Annotated in this window: 28 protein-coding genes and 1 pseudogene; 13 read left to right on the top strand and 16 right to left on the bottom strand. The window is 71.6% G+C overall.

Annotation, left to right across the window (positions count from 1 at the left end; all coding sequences use genetic code 11):
- Positions 1-9: 9 nt before the first annotated feature.
- From C3488_RS04170 to C3488_RS04150, 4 genes are all read right to left on the bottom strand, one after another.
- The gene (locus C3488_RS04170) at positions 10-1,362 is read right to left on the bottom strand and encodes a hypothetical protein (RefSeq protein ID WP_258053284.1); all 1,353 of its coding nucleotides are present in this window, start codon (positions 1,360-1,362) and stop codon (positions 10-12) included.
- Positions 1,359-2,027 (bottom strand): SigE family RNA polymerase sigma factor, encoded by a 669-nt coding sequence (locus C3488_RS04160; RefSeq protein ID WP_181138866.1) that lies wholly within the window; start codon positions 2,025-2,027, stop codon positions 1,359-1,361. Before C3488_RS04160 ends, C3488_RS04170 begins: the two co-directional genes overlap by 4 nt.
- 369 nt (positions 2,028-2,396) lie before the next feature.
- On the bottom strand, positions 2,397-3,476 hold the full coding sequence (locus C3488_RS04155; protein WP_103837913.1) for an aspartate-semialdehyde dehydrogenase: 1,080 nt from the start codon (positions 3,474-3,476) through the stop codon (positions 2,397-2,399).
- The gene (locus C3488_RS04150; RefSeq protein WP_103837912.1) at positions 3,473-4,765 is read right to left on the bottom strand and encodes an aspartate kinase; all 1,293 of its coding nucleotides are present in this window, start codon (positions 4,763-4,765) and stop codon (positions 3,473-3,475) included. Before C3488_RS04150 ends, C3488_RS04155 begins: the two co-directional genes overlap by 4 nt.
- Positions 4,766-5,102: 337 nt before the next feature.
- On the opposite strand from C3488_RS04150, the gene C3488_RS04145 reads away from it, so the two are divergent.
- Positions 5,103-5,837, top strand: coding sequence for a sulfite exporter TauE/SafE family protein (locus C3488_RS04145; RefSeq protein ID WP_258053283.1), 735 nt, complete (start codon positions 5,103-5,105; stop codon positions 5,835-5,837).
- 54 nt (positions 5,838-5,891) lie between these two features.
- On the opposite strand, the gene C3488_RS04140 is transcribed toward C3488_RS04145, so the two are convergent.
- The 3 genes from C3488_RS04140 to C3488_RS04130 all read right to left on the bottom strand — a co-directional run bounded on the left by C3488_RS04140 (position 5,892) and on the right by C3488_RS04130 (position 7,621).
- Positions 5,892-6,551 (bottom strand): DUF5063 domain-containing protein, encoded by a 660-nt coding sequence (locus tag C3488_RS04140; RefSeq protein ID WP_103837910.1) that lies wholly within the window; start codon positions 6,549-6,551, stop codon positions 5,892-5,894.
- Positions 6,544-7,143: a recombination mediator RecR gene (recR, locus tag C3488_RS04135; RefSeq protein WP_103837909.1), complete on the bottom strand. Its 600-nt coding sequence runs from the start codon at positions 7,141-7,143 to the stop codon at positions 6,544-6,546. Before recR ends, C3488_RS04140 begins: the two co-directional genes overlap by 8 nt.
- Before the next feature lie 139 nt (positions 7,144-7,282).
- On the bottom strand, positions 7,283-7,621 hold the full coding sequence (locus tag C3488_RS04130) for a YbaB/EbfC family nucleoid-associated protein (RefSeq protein WP_103837908.1): 339 nt from the start codon (positions 7,619-7,621) through the stop codon (positions 7,283-7,285).
- Positions 7,622-8,009: 388 nt separating this feature from the next.
- On the opposite strand from C3488_RS04130, the gene C3488_RS04125 reads away from it, so the two are divergent.
- On the top strand, positions 8,010-8,774 hold the full coding sequence (locus C3488_RS04125) for an SLATT domain-containing protein (protein WP_103837907.1): 765 nt from the start codon (positions 8,010-8,012) through the stop codon (positions 8,772-8,774).
- Positions 8,775-8,786: 12 nt separating this feature from the next.
- Here the strand turns inward: C3488_RS04125 and C3488_RS04120 are convergent, their stop codons facing one another.
- On the bottom strand, positions 8,787-10,688 hold the full coding sequence (locus C3488_RS04120; protein ID WP_103837906.1) for a serine/threonine-protein kinase: 1,902 nt from the start codon (positions 10,686-10,688) through the stop codon (positions 8,787-8,789).
- 199 nt (positions 10,689-10,887) lie between these two features.
- Between C3488_RS04120 and C3488_RS04115 the strand changes: the two genes are divergently transcribed.
- From C3488_RS04115 to C3488_RS04105, 3 genes are all read left to right on the top strand, one after another.
- Positions 10,888-12,243 (top strand): aspartate aminotransferase family protein, encoded by a 1,356-nt coding sequence (locus C3488_RS04115; RefSeq protein WP_103837905.1) that lies wholly within the window; start codon positions 10,888-10,890, stop codon positions 12,241-12,243.
- Positions 12,244-12,346: 103 nt separating this feature from the next.
- Positions 12,347-13,051 carry a GntR family transcriptional regulator gene (locus C3488_RS04110; RefSeq protein ID WP_103837904.1) on the top strand — a complete coding sequence of 235 codons (705 nt, stop codon included), beginning with the start codon at positions 12,347-12,349 and terminating at the stop codon, positions 13,049-13,051.
- Between the two features lie 157 nt (positions 13,052-13,208).
- Positions 13,209-13,859, top strand: coding sequence for a hypothetical protein (locus C3488_RS04105; protein WP_103837903.1), 651 nt, complete (start codon positions 13,209-13,211; stop codon positions 13,857-13,859).
- A 45-nt stretch (positions 13,860-13,904) separates the two neighbouring features.
- Here C3488_RS04105 and C3488_RS04100 read toward each other — a convergent pair whose 3' ends face one another.
- Entirely contained in the window at positions 13,905-14,354 is a 450-nt protein-coding gene (locus tag C3488_RS04100) for a hypothetical protein (protein ID WP_103837902.1), read from the bottom strand.
- Positions 14,351-14,617 (bottom strand): hypothetical protein, encoded by a 267-nt coding sequence (locus tag C3488_RS04095; protein ID WP_258053282.1) that lies wholly within the window; start codon positions 14,615-14,617, stop codon positions 14,351-14,353. The genes C3488_RS04100 and C3488_RS04095 overlap by 4 nt, the downstream gene beginning before the upstream one ends.
- A 280-nt stretch (positions 14,618-14,897) precedes the next feature.
- Between C3488_RS04095 and C3488_RS41310 the strand changes: the two are divergent.
- The 6 genes and pseudogenes from C3488_RS41310 to C3488_RS04065 form a co-directional block, all read left to right on the top strand.
- Positions 14,898-14,999 (top strand): annotated as a pseudogene (locus tag C3488_RS41310) (transcriptional regulator); the annotation flags it as partial.
- Complete coding sequence (locus C3488_RS04085; protein WP_103837901.1) at positions 14,996-15,199, top strand: DUF397 domain-containing protein; 204 nt, start codon at positions 14,996-14,998, stop codon at positions 15,197-15,199. The pseudogene C3488_RS41310 and the gene C3488_RS04085, both read left to right, overlap by 4 nt.
- A gap of 68 nt (positions 15,200-15,267) precedes the next feature.
- Entirely contained in the window at positions 15,268-15,627 is a 360-nt protein-coding gene (locus C3488_RS04080; RefSeq protein ID WP_103837900.1) for a hypothetical protein, read from the top strand.
- 8 nt (positions 15,628-15,635) lie between these two features.
- Positions 15,636-16,160 carry a hypothetical protein gene (locus tag C3488_RS04075; RefSeq protein ID WP_103837965.1) on the top strand — a complete coding sequence of 175 codons (525 nt, stop codon included), beginning with the start codon at positions 15,636-15,638 and terminating at the stop codon, positions 16,158-16,160.
- Entirely contained in the window at positions 16,157-16,531 is a 375-nt protein-coding gene (locus C3488_RS04070) for a peptidase inhibitor family I36 protein (protein WP_103837899.1), read from the top strand. Before C3488_RS04075 ends, C3488_RS04070 begins: the two co-directional genes overlap by 4 nt.
- Positions 16,532-16,648: 117 nt before the next feature.
- A complete protein-coding gene (locus tag C3488_RS04065) occupies positions 16,649-17,380 on the top strand; it encodes a TetR/AcrR family transcriptional regulator (RefSeq protein WP_146067829.1) in 732 nt (243 codons plus the stop codon).
- Here C3488_RS04065 and C3488_RS04060 read toward each other — a convergent pair.
- On the bottom strand, positions 17,298-18,182 hold the full coding sequence (locus C3488_RS04060; protein ID WP_258053281.1) for a sigma-70 family RNA polymerase sigma factor: 885 nt from the start codon (positions 18,180-18,182) through the stop codon (positions 17,298-17,300). The genes C3488_RS04065 and C3488_RS04060 overlap by 83 nt on opposite strands.
- Before the next feature lie 81 nt (positions 18,183-18,263).
- On the opposite strand from C3488_RS04060, the gene C3488_RS04055 reads away from it, so the two are divergent.
- On the top strand, positions 18,264-19,061 hold the full coding sequence (locus C3488_RS04055) for an SDR family oxidoreductase (protein ID WP_103837896.1): 798 nt from the start codon (positions 18,264-18,266) through the stop codon (positions 19,059-19,061).
- Here C3488_RS04055 and C3488_RS04050 read toward each other — a convergent pair.
- Together C3488_RS04050 and C3488_RS04045 are read right to left on the bottom strand one after the other, a co-directional pair.
- Positions 19,058-20,866 carry a bifunctional UDP-sugar hydrolase/5'-nucleotidase gene (locus C3488_RS04050; RefSeq protein ID WP_103837895.1) on the bottom strand — a complete coding sequence of 603 codons (1,809 nt, stop codon included), beginning with the start codon at positions 20,864-20,866 and terminating at the stop codon, positions 19,058-19,060. The genes C3488_RS04055 and C3488_RS04050 overlap by 4 nt on opposite strands.
- A gap of 147 nt (positions 20,867-21,013) precedes the next feature.
- Positions 21,014-22,297, bottom strand: coding sequence for an adenylosuccinate synthase (locus C3488_RS04045; protein ID WP_103837894.1), 1,284 nt, complete (start codon positions 22,295-22,297; stop codon positions 21,014-21,016).
- A gap of 195 nt (positions 22,298-22,492) precedes the next feature.
- On the opposite strand from C3488_RS04045, the gene C3488_RS04040 reads away from it, so the two are divergent.
- On the top strand, positions 22,493-23,365 hold the full coding sequence (locus tag C3488_RS04040; RefSeq protein WP_103837893.1) for a diacylglycerol kinase family protein: 873 nt from the start codon (positions 22,493-22,495) through the stop codon (positions 23,363-23,365).
- Positions 23,366-23,376: 11 nt separating this feature from the next.
- On the opposite strand, the gene C3488_RS04035 is transcribed toward C3488_RS04040, so the two are convergent.
- The 3 genes from C3488_RS04035 to C3488_RS04025 are packed head-to-tail and all read right to left on the bottom strand — an operon-like array spanning position 23,377 to position 26,674.
- Entirely contained in the window at positions 23,377-24,597 is a 1,221-nt protein-coding gene (locus tag C3488_RS04035; protein WP_103837892.1) for a cytochrome P450, read from the bottom strand.
- A gap of 59 nt (positions 24,598-24,656) precedes the next feature.
- Positions 24,657-25,331, bottom strand: a complete 675-nt coding sequence (locus C3488_RS04030) for a response regulator transcription factor (RefSeq protein ID WP_103837891.1) — start codon at positions 25,329-25,331, stop codon at positions 24,657-24,659.
- Positions 25,328-26,674 carry a sensor histidine kinase gene (locus C3488_RS04025; RefSeq protein ID WP_103837964.1) on the bottom strand — a complete coding sequence of 449 codons (1,347 nt, stop codon included), beginning with the start codon at positions 26,672-26,674 and terminating at the stop codon, positions 25,328-25,330. Before C3488_RS04025 ends, C3488_RS04030 begins: the two co-directional genes overlap by 4 nt.
- Between the last annotated feature and the right edge of the window lie 122 nt (positions 26,675-26,796).

The raw sequence follows: 26,796 nt of genomic DNA, 5'->3' as shown, positions 1-26,796 counted from the left end.
GCCTCGGGCTCAGGACCCCGCCAGCATCCCCGTGTGGTAGACCGTGCCGGCACAGGCGTTCGCGATGGTGGTCGAGGAGCTCGCGGCGCCGGTGCCCGGAGTGAGGGAGACGGTCACACTGCCGTCGGCCACGCCGTCCTCCGTCATGAGCTGCGGTGACGTGCCGCTGCTCTCCGGGCTCGAGCCGCCGCCGCTCGTGCTCGTACTGTCCGAGGGGCTGGGGTCGGGTGAGGCGCCCCCGCCACCCCCGGTGCCGCTGCCCGTGGTCGGGCAGGTCTCCGAGGGCACCCAGGCGAACTTGACCTCGTAAGCCGCTCCGGGCTTGAGCACCAGGGAGGAGACTTCCTGCGTCGGGTCGGGCAGGCCGGTGGCCGGGTCGCCGCTGACATGGTTCACCACGGTGATCTTCGCGGGGTTCGCCGCGCCCTGGGTGGCCGTGGTGACGGTGCCGCTGCCCGAGGCGGTACAGCTCGTGGTGGAGGTGTTCGTGACGCGGAACGTGCCGTAGACCGCGCCGGTGGAGTCCGGGGCGCCCGCGGTGGCGGTCGGCTGGCCGAGCTGCGCCGCGGTGCACGCGGGTGCGGTCTGCGCGGAAGCCGACGGGTTCGCCCCGCCGGTGGCACCGTCTGCCGTCCCCTTGCCCTTGTCCTCCTGGCCCTTCTGGCTCCCCTTGCCCGTCTCCTTGGACGTCCCGGCCGAGCCGGCTGAACCGCTGGAACCGCCGTCCGGGCCCTTGCCCTGGTCGGCGTCGCCCTGAGCCTGTGAGACCTGGCCGGCGATGGACGGGTCGGCGTTGGAACCCGTGGCGCTGGAGACGTGGACGAGGGCCGGGATCGCGGTGCCGACGAACAGGGCGGCGGCCGCCATGCCGACCACGGCCTGCCGCTTGCGGGCCCGCCGGGCGGGTACCGCACGCCGCAGATGGTCGAGGCCGCCCTCGCGCGGCTCGATGTCGCGCACGGCCTGGTGCAGCAACCGCCGCAGCGCCAGTTCGTCCGCACCGAGCCCCTCGGGCATATCGTCGTCGCCGGCGGGCAGATCCTCGCCACCGCCGGAGCCCGACCCGGCCCCGCCTCCCCCGAGCGCCGCAAGGAGCCGGTCCCTCCCCGCGCCGTGGCCGTCACCGGCACCGCCCGTGTCGGTGCCGAGGGCTTCGGAGAGGTGGTCCGCGGCGGCGCGGTCCCGTTCGGTGTCCGCACGGACGTGGTCGTCGGGGCGGTGGTTCACGGTTCCGTTCCCAGCGTGCTGCTCGTGGTCGGCCTCGAGGGACCGTGACCGGTCCGTCGGCTCGTGCCACTCGTACGGTTCGTGTCGTTCGTGGGAGTCGCGCCCCCAGGGAGTGCGCTCCTCGTACTTGCTCATGCCGATGCCCCCATGGCGACACGGAGCGCCGCGATGCCGCGCGAGCCGTACGCCTTCACCGAACCCAGCGATATACCCAGCGTCTGAGCCACCTGAGCCTCGGTCATATCGGCGAAGTAGCGCAGCACGAGGACCTCACGCTGACGGCGCTGCAGGCCCTTCATCGCCTTGATCAGCGAGTCGCGCTCCAACTGGTCGTACGCGCCCTCCTCGGCGCTCGCCATGTCCGGCATCGGCTTCGTCAGGAGCTTCAGACCGAGGATGCGGCGGCGCAGCGTGGAGCGCGACAGGTTGACGACGGTCTGGCGGAGGTACGCGAGGGTCTTCTCCGGGTCGCGCACGCGCTTGCGCGCGGAGTGCACGCGGATGAACGCCTCCTGGACGACGTCCTCGCAGGACGCGGTGTCGTCGAGGAGGAGCGCCGCCAGACCCAGCAGGGAGCGGTAGTGGGCGCGATAGGTCTCGGTGAGATGGTCGACCGTGGTGCCGGCGGCCGTCGTCTCCTCTGCGTCCTCGCGCTGGTTCGGTATGCGGGTGGGCCGCGCTGCGGGCATGGGGGCGATCACCGGCATGCCGCCGGGCGCGCCGGGCATCCGGGGGCGGCGGGGCGGACGAAGGGCCGCGCCCCTCGCCTGTACCGCGGTGAATTCGAGTACCTCTGCCACGCCAGTTGGACACGTCTGCCCCCGCCAGGGTTGTACGCGACAGGCATCACGTTCCCGTCGGACAGCACATCCGCCTGCACGCCCTCCCCTGCGCCCCCCAGCGCACCGGACCGTGCGTCAAGTGCCCTCATGCGTACCAGCTCTTCCCCTATGCCCCGTGTGTGGTGGTGCTCAGCCCCCCGAAGGGCGACCGCAAAGACGCTCCCCGCCCTGCGCGCGGTTGCGAGGGCGGGGAGTGAAATCTTCGAACGCCGAGAGACTTCGATTCAAGGTCCGGACCACGGGATGGTCCGTGCAACCCACATAGATCCTACAAACGTTTCAGCCACCGGCGAGGAGGTTTCCGGCCGCCGGCCGCCTGTCGGGGCACTACGCGGTGGCGCCCAGTTCCCCCGCCACCAGTTCGGCGATCTGCGCGGTGTTCAGTGCGGCACCCTTGCGCAGGTTGTCACCGCAGACGAAGAGTTCGAGCGCCGTGGGGTCGTCCAGGGCCCGCCGCACCCGGCCGACCCACGTGGGGTCGGTGCCCACCACGTCCGCGGGCGTGGGGAATTCGCCCGCCTCCGGATTGTCGAACAGGACGACGCCGGGCGCTGTGGCGAGGATCTCGCGTGCCCGGTCCACCGTGACCTCGCCCTCGAAACAGGCGTGGACGGTCAGCGAGTGCGTCGTGACCACCGGCACGCGGACACAGGTGACGGCCACGCGCAGCTGGGGCAGCCCAAGGATCTTGCGGGACTCGTCGCGGACCTTCATCTCCTCCGAGGACCACCCGTCCTCGCGCGGCGACCCGGCCCACGGCACGACGTTGAGCGCGACGGGCTCCGGGAAGGGCCCGGTGTTGTCGCCCACCACCCGCCGTACGTCACCGGGCTTGGTGCCCAGCTCCGTGCCCGCGACCAGCGACAGCTGCTGCCGCAGGGTGTCGATGCCCGCACGGCCCGCGCCGCTCACGGCCTGGTAGGAGGAGACGACGAGCTCGCGCAGCCCGAACTCGGCGTGCAGGGCGCCGAGGGCCACGATCATCGACAGCGTCGTGCAGTTGGGGTTGGCGATGATGCCGCGCGGACGCACCCGGGCGGCGTGCGGATTGACCTCCGGCACGACCAGCGGGACATCGGGGTCCATGCGGAACGCGCCCGAGTTGTCCACCACGATCGCGCCCAGCGCGGCGGCGATGGGCGCCCAGTGCGCCGCGACCTCGTCCGGTACGTCGAACATCGCCACGTCGACACCGACGAGCGCCTCTTCGGAGATCGCCACGACCTCGACCTCCTCGCCGCGCACGGCCAGCTTGCGGCCGGCCGAGCGCGGCGAGGCGAGCAGACGGATCTCGCCCCAGATGTCCGCGTGCTGGGACAGGATCTGGAGCATGACCGAACCGACGGCCCCGGTCGCACCCACGACCGCGAGCGTCGGCTTCGTCCCCCCGCGGGGGAGCCCGGTCATCGCCCGGTGCCTCCGTAGACGACCGCCTCGTCGCTCTCGGAGTCCAGACCGAACGCGGTGTGCACCGCGCGGACCGCCTCGGGCACGTCGTCCTTGCGCGTGACGACCGAGATGCGGATCTCGGAGGTCGAGATCAGCTCGATGTTCACGCCCGCGTCGGACAGCGCCGTGAAGAAGTCGGCCGTGACACCCGGGTTCGTCTTCATCCCGGCGCCGACGAGGGAGATCTTGCCGATCTGGTCGTCGTAGCGCAGCGAGTCGAAGCCGATCGCGGTCTTGGCCTTCTCCAGGGCGTCGATCGCCTTGCGCCCCTCGCTCTTCGGGAGCGTGAAGGAGATGTCCGTCAGGCCCGTCGACGCGGCCGACACGTTCTGCACGACCATGTCGATGTTGATCTCGGCGTCGGCGATGGCGCGGAAGATCGAGGCGGCCTCGCCCGGCTTGTCCGGCACGCCGACGACCGTGATCTTGGCCTCGGAGGTGTCGTGCGCGACACCGGAGATGATGGCCTGCTCCACCTTCGTTTCCCCTTGCTGCTGTGTCTTTCGAACGACTGGCTCGCTGCTGACCCACGTGCCCTGCAACCCGCTGAAGGAGGAGCGGACGTGGATCGGGATGTTGTAGCGGCGGGCGTACTCCACACAGCGGTGGAGCAGCACCTTGGACCCGGACGAGGCCAGCTCCAGCATGTCCTCGAAGGAGATCCAGTCGATCTTCCTGGCCTTCTTCACCACGCGCGGGTCGGCGGTGAACACGCCGTCGACGTCGGTGTAGATCTCGCACACCTCGGCGTCGAGGGCGGCCGCGAGGGCCACCGCCGTGGTGTCCGAGCCACCACGACCGAGCGTGGTGATGTCCTTCTTGTCCTGGCTGACGCCCTGGAAGCCGGCGACGATGCAGATGTTGCCCTCGTCCAGCGCGGTCCGGATGCGACCCGGCGTGACGTCGATGATCCGGGCTTTGTTGTGGACCGAGTCGGTGATGACACCTGCCTGGCTGCCGGTGAACGACTGGGCCTCGTGACCCAGGTTTTTGATCGCCATGGCCAGCAGTGCCATGGAGATCCGCTCTCCGGCGGTCAGCAGCATGTCGAGCTCGCGCCCGGCAGGGATCGGGGAAACCTGCTCGGCGAGATCGATCAGCTCGTCCGTCGTGTCGCCCATCGCGGAAACGACGACAACCACCTGGTTGCCGTTCTTCTTCGCTTCCACGATCCGCTTGGCGACGCGCTTGATGCCTTCGGCATCGGCTACGGAGGAGCCTCCGTACTTCTGCACGACAAGGCCCACGTGCGCTCCTCGCTCAGTCCGTCTCTTTCCGCGCCTGCGAGACGCAGGTGCGGTCGGCTCAGTCTATCGAGCGACCCAATTTCCCTTCCGGGATACCGCATGGTGAGATGTCCCGCTCACGCGGGGATCATCCCGGTTTTCTTCGGATGCACGACGGCCGTACGACGGTTTTTCACCACCGCTTCCCGTCGGCACCCGAGGCCGCTCAGCACGGCATCTGCCCCACGGCTGGGCCGGTACGCGAAACGTGCCGCGAGTCACAGCAGCGGGTGCGAACTCCCTGTCGGGCACGGATGTCATGGACGCCTTGAGCCGACGGGCGCCAGAATGCCGGCCTGTGACGCATGGGTGGGCGGGAGACGTGCTGCTGGCCGGGATCGTACTGCTCGGCGGGTGTGTGCAGTGGCTGACCGGGATGGGGTTCGCGCTCGTCGCCGTGCCCGCGCTGGTGCTGCTGCTCGGTCCGGCCCAGGGCGTCGTGCTCGCCAACTGCGCCGCGGGGGCCATCAGCGTCGTGGGGATCGCCGAGGGGTGGCGCAGGGTGCGGGTCCCGGTGATGGTGCCGTTGTGCGTCGCCGCCGTGATCACGGTGCCCGCCGGGACGTGGGTGGCCCGGCACCTGCCGGAACCCCTGCTGCTGGCGTCGATGGGGGCACTCGTCACCGTGGCGGTCGTACTGGTCGTGCGGGGCCTGCGGGTGCCGGCCCTGCGCGGCGGCCGCGGGGCCGTCGTCGCCGGCGGCCTGGGCGGTTTCATGAACTCGGCCGCCGGGGTCGGTGGACCGCCCGTCTCCCTGTACGCCCTGAACGCCGACTGGAGCGTGCGCGAGTTCGTGCCGAACGCGCAGTTCTACGGCGTCGTCGTCAACGTCGTGTCCGTGGCGTCCAACAAGCCGCCCCGGCTCACCGCGCCCGTCTGGGTCCTCGCCGTCCTCGCCCTGGCGACAGGAGCCCTGATCGGCAGGGCGCTCGCCGGACGCGTGCCCGAGCGGCGCGCCCGCGCCCTGGTCCTGCTGCTCGCGCTGGCCGGAGGTCTGAGCACCCTCGGAAAGGGAGTCGCCGGGCTGGTGTGACCACCCGGCTCGCGGACCGCCGGCCTACTGACCGCCGGCCTACTGACCGCCGGCCTACTTCACCGGACGCATCCCCAGCGGGTCCGCGATCTCCTTCGCCATGACCCGGCCGGCCTCCTCCGCGAGTATCTCGTCGCCGAGGTCCTGGTCGGTGTCGAGGCCGTCCAGTTCCTCCAGGGGCTGGTTCAGGCGGACGTGCGCTACCACGGACTGCAGGGCGCGGAGCGTGGCGGAGGCGGTGGCGCCCCAGTTGGAGAAGTACGAGAACTGCCACCACCACAGGGCCTCCGTGGTGCGGCCGGCCCGGTAGTGGGCCATGCCGTGGCGCAGGTCCGTGATGACGTCCGCCAGGTCGTCGGAGATACGGGCAGGGACCGGGGCCTTGCGCGGCTCGTACGGGTCGAAGACCTCGGAGTAGACGTCGACCGGCTCCAGCATGGCGGCGAGCCGTTCGCGCAGCTCGTCCACGTCCGCCTCCGGGCCCGGGTCCGGCTCGTAGCGCTCGTCGGGGACGATGTCCTCGTGCGCGCCGAGGCGGCCGCCGGCCAGGAGCAGCTGGGAGACCTCCAGCAGGAGGAACGGGACCGCCGAGTCCGGCTCGTCGCCCTTCGCGACCTCCGTGACGGCGACCAGGAAGCTCTCGATCTGGTCCGCGATCTGGACCGCGAAGTCGTCCGGGTCCTGCGTCGTCGCGTGCAGCGTGGCGTCAGACATCTAGGAGTCGTCTCCCCTCGAAGGCGCGGCCGAGGGTGACCTCGTCCGCGTATTCCAGGTCGCCACCCACCGGGAGGCCGCTGGCCAGGCGGGTGACCTTCAGGCCCATGGGTTTGATCATCCTGGCGAGGTACGTGGCCGTGGCCTCGCCCTCCAGGTTGGGGTCCGTGGCCAGGATCAGCTCGGTGACCGTGCCGTCGGCCAGTCGCGCGAGCAGTTCGCGGATGCGCAGATCGTCGGGTCCCACGCCCTCGATGGGGCTGATCGCACCGCCGAGCACGTGGTAGCGGCCCCGGAACTCCCGGGTCCGCTCGATCGCGACGACGTCCTTCGGCTCCTCCACCACGCAGATGACGGACGGGTCGCGGCGGGCGTCGCGGCAGATGCCGCACAGCTCCTCCTGCGCGACGTTGCCGCAGGTCGCGCAGAAGCGGACCTTCGCCTTCACCTCGAGCAGCGCCTGGGCGAGGCGGCGCACGTCCGTCGGCTCGGCCTGCAGGATGTGGAAGGCGATCCGCTGCGCGCTCTTGGGACCGACGCCGGGCAGCCGCCCCAGCTCGTCGATGAGGTCCTGGACCACGCCTTCGTACAACGGACTGCCTTTCCTGAAGAGCTTCGGTACGTACGGTAGCCGGGCTCGGTCTGCTCGTACGTACGGTAGTTGGCGCTTGCCTTGCGCAGAAGGGACGGTCCGGTGGACGTCCTTCCCCGGGCGGGACCGCCCGGTGGGCTCAGAACGGCAGGCCGGGGATGCCGCCGCCGAGACCCTGGGCCAGCGGGCCGAGCTTCTGCTGCTGGAGCGCCTGCGCGTTCTCGTTGGCCGCCTGCACGGCCGCGACGATCAGGTCGGCGAGCGTCTCGGTGTCCTCCGGGTCCACCGCCTTGGGGTCGATGACCAGGGCGCGCAGCTCGCCGGCGCCGGTGACCGTCGCCTTCACCAGGCCGCCGCCCGCCTGACCGTCGACCTCGGTCCTCGCCAGCTCCTCCTGCGCGTTGGCGAGGTCCTGCTGCATCTTCTGGGCCTGCTGGAGCAACTGCTGCATGTTCGGCTGCCCACCACCGGGAATCACGATCAGCTCCTGCCTCGTACGGTTTCGGCTTCGGATGTGCGTTTGTGCGTACGGATGTCGGGGCGGAGTTTGCCGCCTCGGCACGAGCCTACGTGGTCACCGGGGTGCGCGCTGGGGTAGCCCGTCCGGACTCGGTTCCCACCCACGGCGGCACTCTTTCGAGTGAGTTTGCCGAGCGTCGTATACCCGACCAAGGCCCCCTTCCGGGCGGAAAAGCCGCGAAACCAGGTTGCCCGCCACCCGCCCGGCGGTAGGAAGGGTGCGGCGCTTCAGCACCATGCGTCACGAGCACACTGCGGGGGTGCACGAAGTGAGCAGCGCACGTACCGCGGAACGTGCAGGGGATTGTGCATCGCGGAACGTCATAGCCGTAGGTAGGGAGTGCCGGGTGAGTCAGCCGGAGATGCAGCCCGAGGGTCCGCTCCAGGACGGGCGGGGCGACGGAGCGGCGGGGCTGCGGCCGGGCGACCCGGGCGACCCCGGCGCCCCCGGCGACCTCATGGGCCGGCCGTTCCCGCACGGCGACTGGGGGGAACCCGCGCAGCGGCTCGACGAGCTGTACCGGTGGGTGGAGCGGCGGGCGCTGGAGACGGCGGCCTGGTACCTCTCGAACCGGGTGTGGAAACGGCGTGGGGCGCAGGCGCTGCGCGCGGGCGCGGCGGTGGGGGCCGTGTGCGGGGCCGCGCTGCCGCTGCTGGATCTGACCGGGGTGGCGGACGGGGTGGCCCCGTGGGCGTATCTGTCGCTGCTGGTGGGGGTCGCGTGTGTGGCGGGGGACCGGTACTTCGGAGTGACGTCCGGATGGATGCGGGACGTGGCGACGGCACAGGCGATCGGCCGGCGGCTGCAGGCGCTGCAGTTCGACTGGGCGTCGGAGAGCGTGCGGGAGGTCCTGGGGCCGACGGAGGGGACCGCGGCGGAGGCGGCGGAGCGGTGCCTTTCGGTGCTGCGGCGGTTCTCCGAGGACGTGACCGAGCTGGTGCGCTCGGAGACGGCGGACTGGATGGCGGAGTTCCGCACGGGCTCGGCACCGCTGGCGATGCAGTCGTCGGGCGCGGCGGCGCCCCGCCCGGAGGGCACGCTTCCGGGGCGGTTCCCGCCGCCGGGCGCACGGCCCAACATGCCGCGGCAGCGGCCGCCGGAGGCGAGGTGACCAGCCCTGTGCCTACCCCGTCTTCGCGTAGGTCAGGGCCTCGCCGGTGGCCGTGTTCACGCGCTTGAGGCGGCCGTCCGGGAGCAGCGTCAGCTCTGTCGCGCCGCCCGGGGTGCAGGACGACGCCGGCCGGCCGCCGGTGACCGTGGACGGGCCGATCCTCAGCGGGCCGTTCGCGGCGGGCTGCCCGGCCAGCTCGGCCCGGAAGACGCAGTGGTACGTGTCGCCGTCGGCGGTCAGCGACAGCACCGTGTCGCCCACGCCGCCCTGCCGGATGACCAGGCGCCGGGTGTTGTGCCCGGTGGCGTTGTCGATCGCGGCGGTCCAGGTGCCGAGGTAGGCGTCGGGGACGGCACCCGGAGAGCCGGTGCCGGCCGAGGCCGACGCGGACGCCGAGGAGGACGGGGACGACTGCCCGGGCGTGCTCGGGCCGGGGGTCGTGGGCGCGGCTGAGGTCCGCGACGGGGTGCCGCCGCCGGTGGTGCCGGTCCCGTCCCCGCGCAGCACCGCGTACACCGAACCGCCCGCGCCGAGGGCGACGAGCAGGGCGACCACGATCAGCACGGCGGTGAAACGTCCACTGCGCCGCGCAGGCGCCGGATCACCGTACGCGGGCGGACCGTACGGCGGCGTGCCCCAGCCTCCGGGGGCAGGCGACCGGGGGTGCTGCGGCGCAGGCCCGAAGACGCCGGGCGGTGGCGGTACCGCGCCGTAGGGGGCGTCCGAGGCGGGGGGCGGCCCCGGGATCGTGGGAGCAGCAAAGGGTGCCGGAGCCGTGGGCGCGTCCGCGGCCCGCGCCGCCCCCTTCCCGGGACCCACCGGTCCCTGTGGCCCCTGGCCCGTCGGCCCCTGTGGCCCCTCGCCCACCGGCCCCTGTGGCCCCTGGCCCACCGGCCCCTGAGGTTCCTGCGGCTCCCGTGGGCCTCCCGAATCTTCCTGTCCCTCGGGGTCCTCCGGATCCTCCTCGGGATCCTCCGCGTCCAGCAACCGCACCGCATGGCGCCCCAGCTGGGCGACCAGGGGGCCCGGCAGCCACGGCTCGCGGCTGCGGCCCTCGCTGAGCGTGTCGTCGGCGCCCGTGCGTTCCAGGATCTGCGCCGGTGTCGGCCGCGCGGCCGGGTCCTTGCGCAGGCAGTCCCGTACCAGGTCCGCAAGCCCCTCCGGCAGGCCCTCCAGGTCCGGGTCCTCCTGCGCGATGCGGAACATCATGGCGTGCGCCCCACTGTCCGCGCTCCCGAACGGAAGGGTGCCCGTGGCGGCGTACGCGAGCACGGAACCCAGGCAGAAGACGTCGCACGCGGGGGTGACGCGGTCGCCCCGCACCTGCTCGGGCGCCATGAACCCGGGCGACCCGACGAGCGCGCCGGTGCGTGTGAACCCGGCGCCCGTGAGGGTCTCCAGCGCGCGGGCGATGCCGAAGTCGATGACGCGGGGGCCGTCGATGGTCACGAGGACGTTGGACGGCTTCAGGTCGCGGTGGATCAGCCCGGCGGCGTGGATGTCCCGCAACGCGTGGGCGAGCCCCGCGGCCAGCACGCGCACCGACCGCTCCGGCAGGGCACCGTGGTCCTGCGAGACGACGGTCTGGAGGGTCGGCCCGGCGACGTATCCGGTGGCGACCCAGGGGATGTCGGCCTCGGTGTCGGCGTCCAGGACGGGCGCGGTCCAGTACCCGCCCACCCGCCGCGCGGCCTGCACCTCCTGCCGGAACCGGGCCCGGAACTCCTCCTGCTCGGCCAGCTCCCGCCGCACGAGTTTCACCGCGACCGTACGGCCCCGGTCGGAGCGGGCCAGATACACGCTGCCCATACCGCCGGCCCCCAGCCGCGCCAGCAGCCGATAGCCCCCCACGCTCCCCCGGAGCTTGAAGCCCGGGGGGACCCCCAGTGGATCCCCGGCCCCCAGTCTCTCCATCGCCGCCTCACCTGCCCCCCTGTGCGTGCGACAGCCAGAGAATAGTGCCGCCCCGGATGGAGTCGACGGCAGCGGCGTGCACGGTTCCGTAACGGGCCGCGGCACGGCGCCCGGCACCCGACAACCTGTCGCGGAATACCCCGGACCGCAGACATCCCGCCCATGTCCCGCCCGCCTCCGCCGCTCCTAGCCTCGCCGCATGATCCCTCAGACCGATCCCCAGGCCGGCGCCGCCGTCAAGGCCGCGGACCGTGCGCACGTCTTCCACTCGTGGTCAGCGCAGGAGCTCATCGACCCGCTCGCCGTCGCCGGTGCGGAGGGGTCGTACTTCTGGGACTACGACGGCAACCGCTACCTCGACTTCACCAGCGGGCTCGTCTTCACCAACATCGGCTACCAGCACCCCAAGGTCGTCGCCGCGATCCAGGAGCAGGCCGCGACCCTGGCCACGTTCGCGCCCGCCTTCGCCGTCGAGGCCCGTTCCGAGGCCGCCCGGCTGATCGCCCGGCGCACCCCCGGCGACCTGGACAAGATCTTCTTCACCAACGGCGGCGCCGACGCGGTCGAACACGCCGTACGCATGGCGCGCCTGCACACCGGCCGGCCCAAGGTGCTGTCCGCGTACCGCTCCTACCACGGCGGCACCCAGCAGGCCGTGAACATCACCGGGGACCCGCGCCGCTGGGCCTCCGACAGCGGTGCTGCGGGCGTGGTGCACTTCTGGGCGCCGTTCCTGTACCGCTCGCGGTTCTACGCGGAGACCGAGCAGCAGGAGTGCGAGCGGGCGCTGGAGCACCTGGAGACGACCATCGCCTTCGAGGGGCCCGGCACGATCGCCGCGATCGTCCTGGAGACCGTCCCGGGCACCGCGGGGATCATGGTCCCGCCCCGCGGCTACCTCGCGGGCGTGCGCGAACTGTGCGACAGGCACGGGATCGTCTTCGTCCTGGACGAGGTGATGGCCGGGTTCGGGCGCACCGGCGAGTGGTTCGCGGCCGATCTGTTCGACGTGGTCCCCGACCTGATGACCTTCGCCAAGGGCGTGAACTCCGGCTATGTGCCGCTCGGCGGCGTCGCCATCTCGCCGAGGATCGCCGAGACCTTCGCCAGGCGGCCCTATCCGGGTGGTCTGACCTACTCAGGTCACCCGCTGGCCTGCGCCGCCGCGGTCGCCACGATCGAGGTGATGGCGGAGGAGGGCGTCGTCGCGAACGCCGCCGTGGTCGGCGCCCAGGTCATCGAGCCGGGGCTGCGGGCGCTGGCCGAGCGGCACCCGTCGGTGGGCGAGGTGCGCGGCGTCGGCATGTTCTGGGCCCTGGAGCTGGTCAGGAACCGTGAGACCCGCGAACCGCTGGTGCCGTACAACGCGGCCGGTGAGGCGAACGCCCCCATGGCCGCGTTCGCCGCCGCCGCCAAGGCGCACGGTCTGTGGCCCTTCATCAACATGAACCGCACCCATGTCGTCCCGCCCTGCACCATCACCGAGGCGGAGGCGAAGGAGGGCCTCGCGGCCCTGGACGCGGCGCTGTCCGTGGCCGACGAGTACACGGTCTGACCGGCCGCACCGCGCACGGGCGGCCCACGGGTCCCCCACCGCGTAAGGTGACGTGTCTCCGGCAGGAACACGCACCCGTACGCGGAGGGGGACCCAGACAACGATGCCCGGCAATGGCGCCGTCACTCGTAGCACCCTGCGGCAGCAGATCGCGGACGCGCTCCGCGACGAGGTGCTGGCCGGCCGGTTGCAGCCGGGGCAGGAGTTCACGGTGAAGGAGATCGCCGAGCAGTACGGCGTCTCCGCGACCCCTGTCCGCGAGGCGCTGGTCGACCTGTCGGCGCAGGGTCTCCTGGACGCCGTCCAGCACCGGGGTTTCGAGGTCCGTGCCTACTCCCTGGACGACTACCGAGGCATGATCGAGGCCCGCAGCCTGGTCACCGACGGCATCTTCCACCGCCTCATCGAGGACGGCGCCCGCACAGGCCACCGCAGGTCCGCCGCGGACGACCCGCGCCGCACCACCGCCCTCGCCGCGGTGCGCCGCCGCGGCGAGGAGGCCGAGCGCGCCGCCACCGCCGGCGACCTGAACGTCCTCATCGGCTACGACCTGCGCTTCTGGCGCGAGCTGAGCGCCCTGTACGGCAACCCCTACCTCGCCGACTTCCTGCACCGGCTGCGCGTGCAGTCCTGGGTGTGCGTGGTGCAGCACCTGCGCCGGGTCACCGATCTGAAGGGCCGGCTGTGGTCCGGGCACACCGAACTCGTCGACGCCCTGGCCCGCCGCGACCCGGCCGCCGCGCACGCCGTGGTCACCGCGTACAACGCGCACTCCCTCGCACTGCTGGAGCGGCCGGCCGCTGGTTGAGCACGCGACAGGCCAACTCCCGCTTCACCGCCGCCATGTAAGTGGGTGGGCGGGGTGTGGGTATGGGACCTGCACGGCTTGCACGGCTGAGCGCGACCGGCCGCCCGCACGCCCATTACGCTTCCTGCACCACACCGATAACCCGAGGAGCTTACTGTTGGCCTGTGACCTGTGGCTGGTCCCGCTCGTCGACGTGTTGTGCCACACCCCCGACAACCCGTTCGCCGAGGAACTCGCCCTCTACGACAACGTGCTGGGCGAGGCCGGACTGCCGCCGGTGCCGGTGTACCAGTACATGCCGGGCCTGACCGGCGAGGTGGCCCCGGTCGCGGGGTTCGACTACGACGCGCTGCACTTCCTGCGCCGTGCCTATCTGCTCCAGGTGTGCGGCCTCGCCGTGACCCCGGTCGACGAGCTGGGCGGCGACTACGAGCAGCTCCTGGAGATGTTCGAGTCGACGGCCCAGCAGTCGCACCTGGTGTGGCACTACGACCACGCCGGCGCGTACGTCCCGGTGGACTTCCCGCAGCCCTTGTCGAACGACGAACTCCTGGCGGGCGGCGGCCCGTTGGGGTCGTCGCAGGCGCTGCTGCGGGAGCTGGAGTTCGTGGCCCCGTCGATCGGTATCGACCCGTCGAACCCCCCGGCCGCCCCGGACCCTCCGCTCGCCCCCACGGCCCTGGAGGAACCCGCGCTTCCGGCCCCGTACGACCCGAGCCCGTTCGCCCGCGAACGCCATGTGTGGCTCGGCCTGCACGCGGCGGCCACGCGGAGCCTGGCGCAGGGGTCGATGATCGTGTTCAGCTGAGGCCGGGGAGAGGCTCCCGAGCGGGTGCCCCCCGCCGGCTCCTCGTCAGCTCTCCACGATCCGGATCGTACGGATGCCTGTACCGCGGTACCGGGTGGGCGTCCTGGTCAGGACGGGACGGCCGCGCGGCCACTCCACCGTGGGCAGGGCGAGGTGCAGCACGTGCGCACCGCTCCAGTCCGGCTCCAGCTTGCCGTCGTCCTCCGCTTCTGAGGCGGCCGCTGTCCGCAGACGCTTGCCCACGGCGGTTGCCGCAACGAAGTCGAGCGCCTCGATGTTCACGGACGGCAGCGCGCCGAGGTGCTCGGCGACTCCCGCCCGCTCCCGCTCGGCGGCGGCCAGGCTGAGCGCCGGGATGTACACGCGCAGGGCGGGGTCCTTCTCGGCCTCGACGACCAGGCGGGAGGCCATGCTGTTCCCTGCGCCGAGCGCGAGGGCGGCAGTGTCGTCGAAGATGACGGCACGCGGCAGCGGGTACTGGTCCTGCTCCCTCACTGGACCTCCCCGATGCGCCCGGACTGCAGGTCGGCCCACAACTTCTCGCCGGCCTTCTCGTCCTCCTCGGTGTACGGCCTGCCGAGGAAGTGCTCCTCGACGTACGCCTTTGTCTCCTCGTACCGCCTGCGCAGCTCTTCCTTGGTGGGCGTGGCCCCGGCCAGCTCCGCCACGAGGTCCCGCATACTCATCCCGCGGTCCCGGGCCAACTCCTGGAGGCGGTCTCGGACAGCGGGGTCGACCTTGATCGTGGTGTCAGCCATGAGCGGAGTATACCGTCGGTATACCGTCTCAGGGCGGTTCGAGTGTGACAGTCATCAGCACTCCCGTTTCTCTTGAAGGACTCGGCGGCACGGGCGTGCGGCCGGGAGTCTGTGCGTCTACGCGGGCGCGGCCTGGCCCCGCAGCAGTGCCCACGCCAGTGCGCCGCCCCGGCGCGCCGCCTCCCGGTAGGCGGACGCGCCAGGGGTGCGCGTCTCGACCTCGACGGTCGTGACCGGTCCGGCCGTCGGCGGCGCCGGGCGCTTGCGGCGCAGGCGGTTGGTGTCCCGACTGGCGCACCGCTATGCGAAGATCCGCGCACAGGCCCTGAGTCCCGACGACTCGCTGGACCTCATCGAGAGGTTGGCAGGAGAAGAACGATGACCGGCAACGGCACCCTTCGGTGGTTCAAGTCCAGCTACAGCGACGGCGGCGGCGGCAATTGCGTCGAAGTCGCCTATGAGGAACCCCACGGGCACGTGGCCGCCATCCACATCCGCGACTCGAAGAACCCCACCGGCCCCACCCTCACGGTCTCCCCCGGCGCATGGGGCGCGTTCCTCGAGGGTGCTCGTACCCCTTGATCCCCCGGAAGGGGTGAACCGGACACACCTGCCGCATACGGGCGGTAGCCCAAGGGCATGCCCCGGCCATGCGTCACCTTGTCATCGCCGCTGCCCTGGTGGCGGCCCTCGGGCCGGGCGCCGCGTCGGCCGCGCACGCTGTCGCCGTGCCTCCCGGGCATGTGTACTTCTGGCCGGAGCCGAACCAGATGGGACCCGGGGGTGCCTGGGACTACGCGCCGCCCGGGTATCGGGAGGCCGACGCCCGGGTGAAGCGGCACGCGTACTCCTTCGACTCGCATGCCTCCGTGACCGTGTACGCGATCAGCTACCAGCCCGGCGGCTGCCTGTACCGCGCCATCTACCCGGACGACTACTCCAACAACTGGGAGTGGGCGACGAAGTTCGACGGGGTCGGTGACAGCACGATGGGGTGCCGGCCGGGCTGATGCTCCAGATGCGTCCGCATGCGAAAACCGTTGCCGCACTTCTCGCCCCCGGGCTGCTCCTCACCGCCTGCACGGCGACGGGGAACGCACCGCCCAGCCCATCCCCCGACGACGTCATCAAGGCCGCCACCCAGAAGCTCACCGGCGGCTGCCTCGCCCGCCAGGGCCTGACCCCTCCACGTCCGGGGCAGCCGACGCCCTCGTCCGCCGAGCAACGGCGCGTCTCCGACGCCCTGTTCGGGTCGGGCGAGGCAGAACTGTCGATCCGCCTGCCCACGGGCTACGTGGTCCGCGCCCATACCGACGGCTGCCTCGCGGCGGCCCAGCAGCGGCTCTACGGCGACCAGCGCCGGTGGTTCCGTACGTCGGTGATCGTGAACAACCTTGAACCCGAGGCCGAGAAGACCCACCGTTCCCTGGCCGAGGTCCGTTCCCGGCATCGCACCGAGATCGCCGAATGGCAGCGGCTGCGCGCTCATGCCTTCGCCGAGGCCACATCTCTCCTCACCGCGAAAGGAAATCCATCAACATGAACAAGCGTCTGGCCGCCCTCCTCGCCGCCACCGCCCTGTCCGCGGGGGCCGTGCTCGCGACCTCCGCGTCCGCGCAGGCCGTGCCCTGTGGCAGCGGCAACTTCTGTGTGTGGACGGAGGCGAACTTCCAGGGCCTGAAGATCGAGCACAGCGGTGACGACCACTGGTGGGAGGGGGACATGGCCTGGCACGACTCCTCGTGGGCGAACCACGGCATCTCCGGCCCGGGCGTCAAGGACCACGTCAAGGTGTACTCCGCCCGGGAACGGCTGGGCCACGTGACGATCTGCCTGGCTCCGGGCCAGGAGGTCGGCTACAACGCCGCCGCCAACGACCAGGGCGCCTCGCACACCTGGACGATCGGCTGCTGACCATGGGGACGCCCACTGCCCCCGTCACCCAATAGCCGGAAAAACCGCAACACTTTCTCCAGATCTGTCGCGCTTTTCCGGCCAGGTACCCACCCCGCCCTCGCCATGCTGCCGGACGTGAGCCGATCGACCTCCTCCGTCTGGCAGCCCGGGACGGGCACGGTGTACCGCGCGACCCTGGACGCGCTGGCCCAGTACGGCCCCCAGCGGGTCGGCGTGACGCACATCGCCCGCCTGGCCCGCTGCAACCGCTCCTACCTCTACCGGAACTGGGCCGGCCCGCAGGCCCTGATCCGGGACGCCACGCTGACCGAACTCCGGCGTCTGCTGCAGGTGGCCCGCGAGGCACCCGGGCCGCTGCCGCCGCCACGGTGTCTCGCCGTCCGCGTCATGGTGCGCGCGGCGCGTCTGGTGCGCGAGCACCCCGCCACCAAAGCCATGGCGCTGACCGCCCCGGACCTGATGCACACCGCCGTACTGAGCCCGACCACCCTCTGGCACCGGACGGCCTGCGACTGGCTGCGCCGGCACGTGACCGGGCATCTGCCGAGGGGTGCCACGCAGGACGCGGTCACGCTCGCCGTCCTCACCACCGCCCTGCCCTACGCGCTCACACCACCGCCCGAAGACCGGGATCCCTCCGGCGAGCGCGAGGCCGTCGACCACAGGCTGAGCCTTGCCCTGCACTGCTGCCTCGGCCTCCCGCCCGCCTGCCCCGACTGTGCGGATCCGCCTGTCGGTGCGGATGAAGGGCACGCGAGCGGGCTCAGCCGACCACCGGCTCGTCCAGCACCGCCACCTCCACCTCCCGCAGCCGCTCCCGGTCCGCGATCACGTCGATCTCCGTGATCAGGCCGTCGGCGAAGGTGAAGGTCAGCACCAGCCGCAGCCGGCCCGCCTCGAGCATCGCGAGGCCGAGGCGGCCGTCCCCCAGAACCGCGGCGGTGCACCGGGCCCGGCCCATGGACGCCATCGCGCCCTCGGCCACCGGGTGGGCACCGGCGATGCGGAGGGGTTCGGGGGTCGGGACGACCGCGCGGTCGGCGCGCAGCACCACGTCGGGGTGGAGCAGCGCCAGCAACCCGTCGAAGTCGCCACCGCGCGTCGCGGCCAGGTAGGCGTCGACGACCCGGCGCTGCCGGGGCAGGTCGGCCTCGGGCGCCGGGGTGCCCCTGACCCGGCGGCGGGCGCGGCTCGCGAGCTGCCGGGCCGCGGCCGGGGTCTTCTCGAGCATCGTGCCGATCTCGTCGAACGGCACCGCGAACATGTCGTGCAGCACGAACGCGAGCCGCTCGTCGGGGGTCAGCGTGTCGAGGACGACCAGCAGTGCCAGGCCCACCGAGTCGGCGAGCAGCGCCTCCTCCTCCGGGTCGGCGACCGCAGCCGTGACCGGTGCCCGGGCCGCTTCCAGCGGCTCCTCGCGCCGGTTCTCGCGCGAGCGCAGCATGTTCAGGCACACCCGGGCCACCACGGTCGTCAGCCACGCGGCCGGGTTCTCCACGTCGGCCGCATCGGCGCGGTCGACGCGCAGCCACGCCTCCTGGAGGGCGTCGTCGGCCTCGCTGAGCGAGCCCAGCATCCGGTGGGCGACCGCCCGCAACCTGGGACGCTGCACCTCGAACCACTCGGTTGCCAGAGGAAGTTCGGGCACCGTGTCACATTCCTTCCGGGCGGCGGGTCGTCTCAGTAGATCACCCACTGAATGACGGATCGACCGCTTACGGAGAACATCATGAACACGACCACCGCCCCCGTTCTGGTCACCGGCGGCACCGGCACTCTCGGCCGGCACGTCGTCCCGCTGTTGCGGAAGGCGGGCCGCGAGGCCCGGGTGCTGAGCCGGCACGCGCACGACCCCGCGGAGGGCATCGAGTACGTGTCCTGCGACCTGCGGACGGATGAAGGCCTGGACGCTGCGGTGGCGGGCACGGAGACCGTCCTGCACCTCGCGGGCGGCCCCAAGGGCGACGACGAGGCGACCCGGAACCTGGTGCGGGCCGCGCAGGAGGCCGGGGTCCGGCACCTGGTGTACATCTCCGTCATCGGCGCGGACCGCGTCCCGCTGGCCTGGCTGCGTTCCAAGCTGGAGGCGGAGCGGGCGATCGCCGGGGCGGGGATCGCGTGGACGACCCTGCGGGCCGCCCAGTTCCACGACCTGGCGCTGCTCATGGCCGAGAAGATGACCAAGCTGCCGGTCATACCGGTCCCCGGCGGGCTGCGGATGCAGCCGGTCGACGTGGGCGAGGTGGCCGCCCGGCTCGTGGAGCTGACGCTCGGCGAACCGGCCGGCCTGGTCCCCGACCTGGCCGGACCGGCGGTGTACGACCTCGCGGACCTGCTGCGCACCTACCTCACGGCACGCGGCAAGCACCGCCCGATGCTCCCGGTCCGCATGCCCGGCAAGGCCGGCCGCGCCTACCGGTCCGGGGCCAACCTGGCCCTCGACGGCGCGGAGAGGGGCACCCGGACCTGGGAGGAGTTCCTGGCGGGGCGAGTGAACGGCCCCGCCAGAGAGAAGGCGGGGGCCTAGAACACCGGCGTCCCGCCCTGCGTCAGCTTCCAGTTGACGTCCGCGAAGTCCGCCGGGTTCAGGGTGCCCTTGGACGTCACGTAGTCGATCATCAGCTGGCGGATCTCGTTGGTGGAGCTGTAGGCGATGGGCGCGGACGCGATGTGCGGGTAACCGGAGCCGCCGTTGGCCCGGTAGTTGTTGACGGCGACGACGAAGACCTGGTCGTCGGCGACCGGTGCGCCCTTGTAGGAGAGGTTCTTGATGCGCGAGCCCTCGGGCTGCGCGATGTCGATCTCGTAGTCGACCCCCGCGGCGGTGTCGTACATGTAGTCCCAGAAGTTGTTGGCGTTGGTGAGGGTCGCGGTGTCGACCTTCGTGCCGGACGGGACCTGGTGGTAGTACTTCGCCGCGTACTCCAGGTAGTCCTTGAGCTGGGCGCCGGTCAGCTTCTTGCCGTAGAGGGTGTTGTCGTAGATGTAGAGGCCGGCGATGTCCTTGATCGTCACGCTGCCCGCGGGGATGTCGGCGGTACGGCTGAAGGGCGCGGCTACGGAGATCAGGGGGAGCGCGGCGTCGGCGGAGGACAGCCCGGAGGCGACCGTCGCCATCTGCACCTGGTGGATGAAGTCCATGATGGGGACGTCCTTCCAGCAGGACTCCGCCGCCGACAGGTCCGCCGTGCAGGTGCCGACGGGCGTGTTGACGTACTTCACCACCAGCTCGTGGTCGGCCTGAAGGAGCCGCTTGATCTCCGGGTCCTCGTCGACCGTGTTGGGGTTGAGGGTCCGGGCCGTCTTGCTCGTCACCTTCCACCGGCCGCAGTGCAGTTCGAGCTCGAAGTCGAAGACGCTCAGGCGGTAGCCCCAGCAGTAGGGCTCGGAGAGGAGGACCTCCTCTCCGGTCTCCTCGTTCTTGACCGTGTAGGAGGGGACCTCGACGTGGGTGTGGCCGACCAGGATCGCGTCGATGCCCGGTACCTGCTCGGCGACCAGGTTCGACGCGTTCTCCACGTACGGGAGTTCGTCTCCGTACGAGGAGGAGCCGTCGAGGCCGGAGTGGTCCGTCAGGAACACCACGTCACAGCCCAGCGCCCGCAGCCGTGGCACGTACTTCTTCGCCTGCTCGACCAGGCCCGGGAACACCATCTTCCCGCTGACGTTGTCCTTGTCCCACAGCGCGATACCGGGGTTGGTGAGTCCGAGGATGCCGACCTTGATGTCGGGGGCGCCGGGGACGCGGATGCGCTTCACGGTGTACGGGCGGAACGCGGGGCGCAGGGTCCTGGCGTCGAGGGCGTTGGCGCCGAGCAGCGGGAAGTGGCACTGGCTCTCGAACTTCCGCAGCACGTCGATGCCGTAGTTGAACTCGTGGTTGCCGAGCGCGGCGGCGTCGTAGCGCATGGCGTTCATGGCGACGGCCATGGGGTGCTTGGGCGCGTCCTCGCCGGTGATCGGATCGACGCGGGCGAAGTAGTACGCCAGCGAGGTCCCCTGGATGATGTCGCCCGCGTCGACGAGCAGCACCCGGTCCTCGCCCTTGGCCTCGCGCTGCTGCTTGATGAGCGTGGCGACACGCGCGACACCGACGGAGTTGCCGGCCTTGTCGCTGTAGGCGGCGTCCTTGTAGTAATCCCAGTCGAAGACGTGGCTGTGCAGGTCGGTGGTGCCGAGGACGGAGAAGGACCAGGTGCGCGGCGTCTTCTCGGGCTCGTGGTCGGCAGCCGCGGCCGTGCCGCTGCCGACCGCTCCCGCGACGGCGACCGCCGCCGAGGTGACGGCCGACTTCTGCATGAACTCGCGTCGGTTCATGGGACTGACGGGCATACAAGGCTCCTGGGACTGGAGAGCGAAGAGGGACGGCACTACCCGCGTAGATAGTTCCGGTCCCTACCTCCGCACGGAACCAGGAGCAGCCCATGGGCCGGTCAAGGATGTCCATGACCGGCCCAACTGGACGAGGATATAAGGGACTTACAGGAACGAGTTGATCTCGATGGTCTCGTCGCGGCCCGGGCCGACGCCGATCGCGGAGATCGGGGCGCCGGACATCTCCTCCAGCGCCTTGACGTAGTTCTGGGCGTTCTTCGGGAGGTCCGCGAAGGTCTTGGCCTTCGTGATGTCCTCCTGCCAGCCGGGCAGCATCTCGTAGACCGGCTTCGCGTGGTGGAAGTCCGTCTGGGAGTACGGGAGCTCCTCGACCCGCTTGCCGTCGATCTCGTACGCGACGCAGACCGGGATCTGCTCCCAGCCGGTGAGCACGTCGAGCTTGGTGAGGAAGAAGTCGGTCAGGCCGTTGACCCGGGTCGCGTAGCGGGCGATCACCGCGTCGAACCAGCCGCAGCGGCGGTCGCGGCCCGTCGTCACGCCCCGCTCGCCGCCGATGCGGCGCAGCGCCTCGCCGTCCTCGTCGAACAGCTCGGTCGGGAAGGGGCCCGAGCCGACGCGGGTCGTGTAGGCCTTGAGGATGCCGATGACGCGGCTGATCTTCGTGGGGCCGACGCCGGCACCGGTGCAGGCACCGCCCGCGGTCGGGTTCGACGAGGTCACGAAGGGGTACGTGCCGTGGTCGATGTCCAGGAGCGTGCCCTGGCCGCCCTCGAACAGGACGACCTTGTTCTCCTCCAGGGCCTGGTTGAGGATCAGGACCGTGTCGGCGACGTACGGCTCGATCTTCTCGGCGTAGCCCAGCAGCTCCTCGACCACCTGGTCGACGGCGATCGCGCGCCGGTTGTACAGCTTGGTGAGGATCTGGTTCTTGACGTCGAGGGCCGCCTCGACCTTCTGGGTCAGGATCGACTCGTCGTACAGGTCCTGGACCCGGATGCCGACGCGGTTGATCTTGTCGGCGTAGGTCGGGCCGATACCGCGGCCGGTCGTGCCGATCTTGCGCTTTCCGAGGAAGCGCTCCGTGACCTTGTCGACGGTGACGTTGTACGGCGTGATGATGTGGGCGTTGCCGCTGATCAGCAACTTGGAGGTGTCGACACCGCGCTCGTTCAGACCGCTCAGCTCGGAGAGCAGGACCGACGGGTCGACGACGACGCCGTTGCCGATGACGGGCGTACATCCGGGCGACAGGATTCCGGAAGGGAGGAGGTGGAGCGCATACTTCTGGTCACCCACGACCACCGTGTGGCCGGCGTTGTTGCCGCCCTGGTAGCGCACTACATAGTCCACCGAACCACCGAGCAGGTCGGTGGCCTTTCCCTTGCCTTCGTCACCCCACTGAGCACCGAGCAGCACAAGTGCGGGCACGCGCGTACACCCCTTCCGGGCGGGGCATGTCCAGGGTCGGGGGCGTACGCGGAGGGTCCACCGCCGCGTGCACCGCGACCGTCGTTGGCCGCAAACCGTCGGACCGGATGCCCCGGAATAGACGAAGCCCCTGACGCAATAGCGCAAGGGGCTCTTGCACAGAGATGCTACCCGAGGAAGTGAGGCAGGACCGAGGTGGCGACTTCCGACCAGCTCCTTGTGGTCATCGACCCGGTCGCCCGTCACAGCGACGGTGAGTCGGTACGGATCGCGAAAGACGTGCTCAGCGCGGGTGCGGCCACCAAGGTGTGTCTCCCGCAGGGGCCGGAGGAATTCGCCCGGGCGCTGGATCGCCGGGGGTCGCGGCGGCCGGTGGTGGTGGGCGACGACCGGGCGTTGCTGCGGGCGGTGACGTTCCTGCACCGGCGCCGTGAGCTGGGCACGACGGCCCTGTCACTGGTGCCGGTGGGCGCCGCCCAGTCGCTGGCGCGGTCGCTGGGGGTGCCGGCGGGGGCTGTGGCGGCGGCCAGGGCCGTCCTTGAGGGGGTGGAGCGGCGGCTGGACCTGCTGGTGGACGACAGTGACGGGGTGGTGCTGGGCGATCTGCGGATTCCTCCGGTTCCGGCACGTGAGGGGGCCGGGACCGAACCGATGCCGGCCGCGGCGCCGGGCTCGGGGCATCCGTGGCTGCGGACGTGTCAGTCGCTGGTGCGGACGCTCGCGGCCCGTCCGACGCGGGTGCCGCCGCCCCGCCCGGCGGCGCCCGGGCCGTCCCGGCTGCGGGTGGAGGTCGACGGGGAGACGCTGGTCGACCTGGATCAGCCGGTGGAGGGCGTGTCCGTGACGCCGGGGGATCCGGGGGTGGCCGAGGTGGAGGTGCGGCCGGTCTCGGTGGGCGCGGAGGCGTCGCCGCTGCTGGCGGTGGGGCGCAGAGTGACGGTGTCGGGAGCCGATTTCCGCTATCGCGCCGATGCGGTGGTGTCGGGGCCGGTGCGGACGCGGACGTGGGTGGTGCGGGAGGGGGCCTGGGCGCTGACGCTGCCCGTGGGCCGCCCTCCCGGAGCGTGAGGGCGCGGCGGTCAGCCGATCTCCACGCTCAGCCCCTCCAGGCCCCGGATCACGAAGTTCGGCTTCCGCTTCGGCTCCGCCGCCGGCCGCAGCGTCGGGGCCCTCTCCAGCAGCGCCGTCATGGACGCCGCCAGCTCGATACGCGCCAGAGGTGCGCCGATGCAGTAGTGGATGCCCGCGCTGAAGGAGATGTGCGGGTTGTCCCGGCGGGTCAGGTCCAGCCGCTCGGGGTCCGTGAAGACCGCCGGGTCGTGGTTCGCGGAGCCGAACAGCATGGCGATCTCGGCGCCCCGCGGGATCACCGTTCCGTCGATCTCGATCTCGTCCAGCACCCAGCGCTCGAAGAGCTGCAGCGGGGTGTCGTAGCGCATCAGCTCCTCCACCGCCGAGGGGACGAGCGTGTGGTCCGCGCGCAGGGCCGCCAGCTGGTCCGGGTGGCGGAACAGCGCCCACCAGCCGTTCACGGTCGCGTTCACCGTGGCCTCGTGTCCGGCGTTCAGCAGCAGCACACAGGTCGAGATCATCTCCTGCTCGGTGAGCCGGTCGCCCTCGTCGTAGGCGGCGATCAGCCCCGAGATCAGGTCCTCCCCCGGCTCCTTGCGGCGCTCGGCGATCAGCTCCCGGAGGTACTCCGAGAACTCCACCGACGCCCGCACCGCCCTGCGTGCCGTCTCCTCGGACGGACCCAGCTCGTACATCCCGCAGATGTCCGCCGACCAGGGGCGCAGCTGCCCGCGGTCCGCCTCGGGGATGCCCAGCATCTCGGCGATCACCGCGACCGGCAGCGGCTCGGCGACGTCCGTCAGCAGGTCGCCGCCGCCCGCCTCCACCAGTCGCGCCACCAGCTCGCCGGCGAGGTCCCGCACATACGGCTTCAGCTGCTCCACGGTCCGCGGCGTGAACGCCTTCGACACCAGGCGCCGGATGCGCGTGTGGTCCGGCGGCTCCAGGTCGAGCATGCCGTGGTCGTTGAGCGTGTGGAACGGCTCGTGCTCGGGCGGCGGCGCGGTCCGGCCGAACTCCTCGTGCGTGAACCGGTGCTGGTAGGTCCGGCCCAGCCGCCTGTCCCGCAGCAACGCCGACACGTCCGCGTGGTGCGGCACCAGCCACTGGCCGGTGGGCTCGAACCAGTGCACGCGGCCCCGCGCACGCAGCTCGGCGTAGGCGGGGTACGGGTCGGCCACGAACGCCGGGTCCCAGGGGTCGAACGCGAGAGCGGAGGGAGCTGCCATGCCCGGACGCTAACCGAGCGGACGCCCGCTGACCAGGGGGGTCTCACACGAAGGCCGGCTCATCCCGGGGTCACCAGTCTCGCCTCGTACGCGAACACCGCCGCCTGGGTGCGGTCGCGCAGCCCCAGTTTCACCAGGATGCGGCTGACGTGCGTCTTGATCGTGGACTCGGCGACCACCAGCCGCTCCGCGATCTCCGCGTTCGACAGTCCCTGGGCGATGAGGACCAGCACCTCCGTCTCCCGTTCCGTCAGGTCCCCGTACGCCGCCCGGGCCGCCGGCGGGAGCGCCGGCCGGTCCGCCAGGCGGGAGAACTCCGTGATCAGCCGCCGGGTGACCGAGGGCGCCAGCAGCGCCTCGCCGGCCGCCACCACGCGCACCCCCTCGGCGAGCTGCTTGGCCGACGCGTCCTTGAGCAGGAAGCCGGAGGCTCCCGCCCGCAGCGCCTGGTAGACGTACTCGTCGAGGTCGAAGGTGGTCAGCACCAGCACCTTCGCCGCACCGTCCGCGGCGACGATCTCCCGGGTCGCCTCGATGCCGTTCAGCTCCGGCATGCGGATGTCCATCAGCACGACGTCCGGGGCCAGTTCCCGGACCCGCTCGACCGCCTCCCTCCCGTTGACCGCCTCCCCGACGACCTCGATGTCCGGCATCGCCCCGAGCAGCACCGAGAAGCCCTCCCGGACCATCATCTGGTCGTCGGCGATCAGTACGCGGATGGTGCCCTCGGTCACGCGGTGCCCTCCACGGTGGCCACCGGCAGGAACACCGTCACCTCGTAGCCTCCGTCGTCCGTCTCCCCCGCCGTCATCTCCCCGCCCAGCATCGAGACCCGCTCGCGCATGCCCGTCAGGCCGTGCCCCGCGCCGTGCGTCGACTTCGTGAGCGTGACCTGCGGCGCCGGGCCGTTGAGGATGCGCAGGCCCAGCCCGCCGAGCACATAGCCGATCTCCACCCGTGCCGGGGCGCCCGGCGCGTGCCGCAGCGTGTTGCTGAGGGCCTCCTGGACGATGCGGTACGCCGACAGCTCGACGCCCTGCGGGAGCTCCCGCACCGCGCCCGTGACCACCTTGTCGACGCTCAGTCCCGCCTCGCGGACGTTCGCCAGCAGGGCGTCCAGGTCGGCCAGGGTGGGCTGGGGCGCGTCCGGGGCCTCGTAGTCCTCCGCCCGTACGACGCCGAGGACGCGGCGCAGCTCGGTCAGGGCCGCCACCGCGTTCTCCCGGATCGTGGCGAATGCCTTCTCCAGCTCCGGCGGTGGGTTCTCCACACGGTAGGGCGCGGCCTCCGCCTGGATCGCGACCACCGACATGTGGTGGGCGACCACATCGTGCAGTTCGCGGGCGATCGTCGTGCGCTCCTCCAGCAGGGTGCGCCGGGAGCGCTCGTGCGCGGTCTCGCTCTGCTGGGCGGTCACCTCCTGCTCGGCCTCGCGGCGTATGTGCCGGACGGTGACCGCGAGCAGTGCGAGGGCGGAGACGACCAGCATGGCCGGGGCGTCGCCGTCGTAGTGGCCCCACCCGAAAGCGGTCTCGGCGACGAAGGCGTAGGCCGCGGTGGCCACCCACATCCACGCCGCCGTACGCGGCCGGGTGCGTATCGCCACCACCGTCAGCACCGTCAGATGGGCTATGAAACTGCTGGGCAGCCACGGCCAGGAACCCCAGGAGGAGCCCAGGACCGCGGTCCCGGCGGTCCCCGCCAAGGACGTCCAGAAGGCTCCGACCGGGCGCACCAGCGTCAACAGCACCGGGATCAGAGCGAACAGACCGCTCAGCAGGTCCGTCAGTCCGCCGCCGTCGTTCCGCTGGGCGACCAGCATGGCCACCAGGCCGGCCCCGGCCACCACGGCGTGCGGGGTCCAGGCCGCGTACTCGCGCATGCGCCGCGGCAGCCGCCTGGTCACGGGGCCGTCGACGCTCATGCGGGGCAACGGGCGGTAGGCGAAGGCGTCGTGGAACAGGTCCTGCCGCATTCTGCGCAGGGCGTCCGCGGCCAGCCGGTACTCCGGGCTGCGCGGCGTGTACGGGGCGTACGCGCCGTCCGGTGGCGTCTGCCTCTGGGTCGTCTCGGTCACGTGGAAAAGGTAGGCCCGGTCGGGGGGCGCGGTCGTCACCAGTGAGGGGGGTCCTCCAGAATCCTTCTCAAGTACTACGGGTAGGGGTGGGGGGCGGCTCCCGGGTGCCTCCCCGGGGGCTT

Origin of the sequence: Streptomyces sp. Ru72 (genome assembly GCF_002920635.1) — a bacterium.
Lineage (GTDB): Bacteria > Actinomycetota > Actinomycetes > Streptomycetales > Streptomycetaceae > Streptomyces.
Note: the sequence above shows the minus strand (reverse complement) of the source record. Positions and strands in the feature narration are given on the sequence as shown.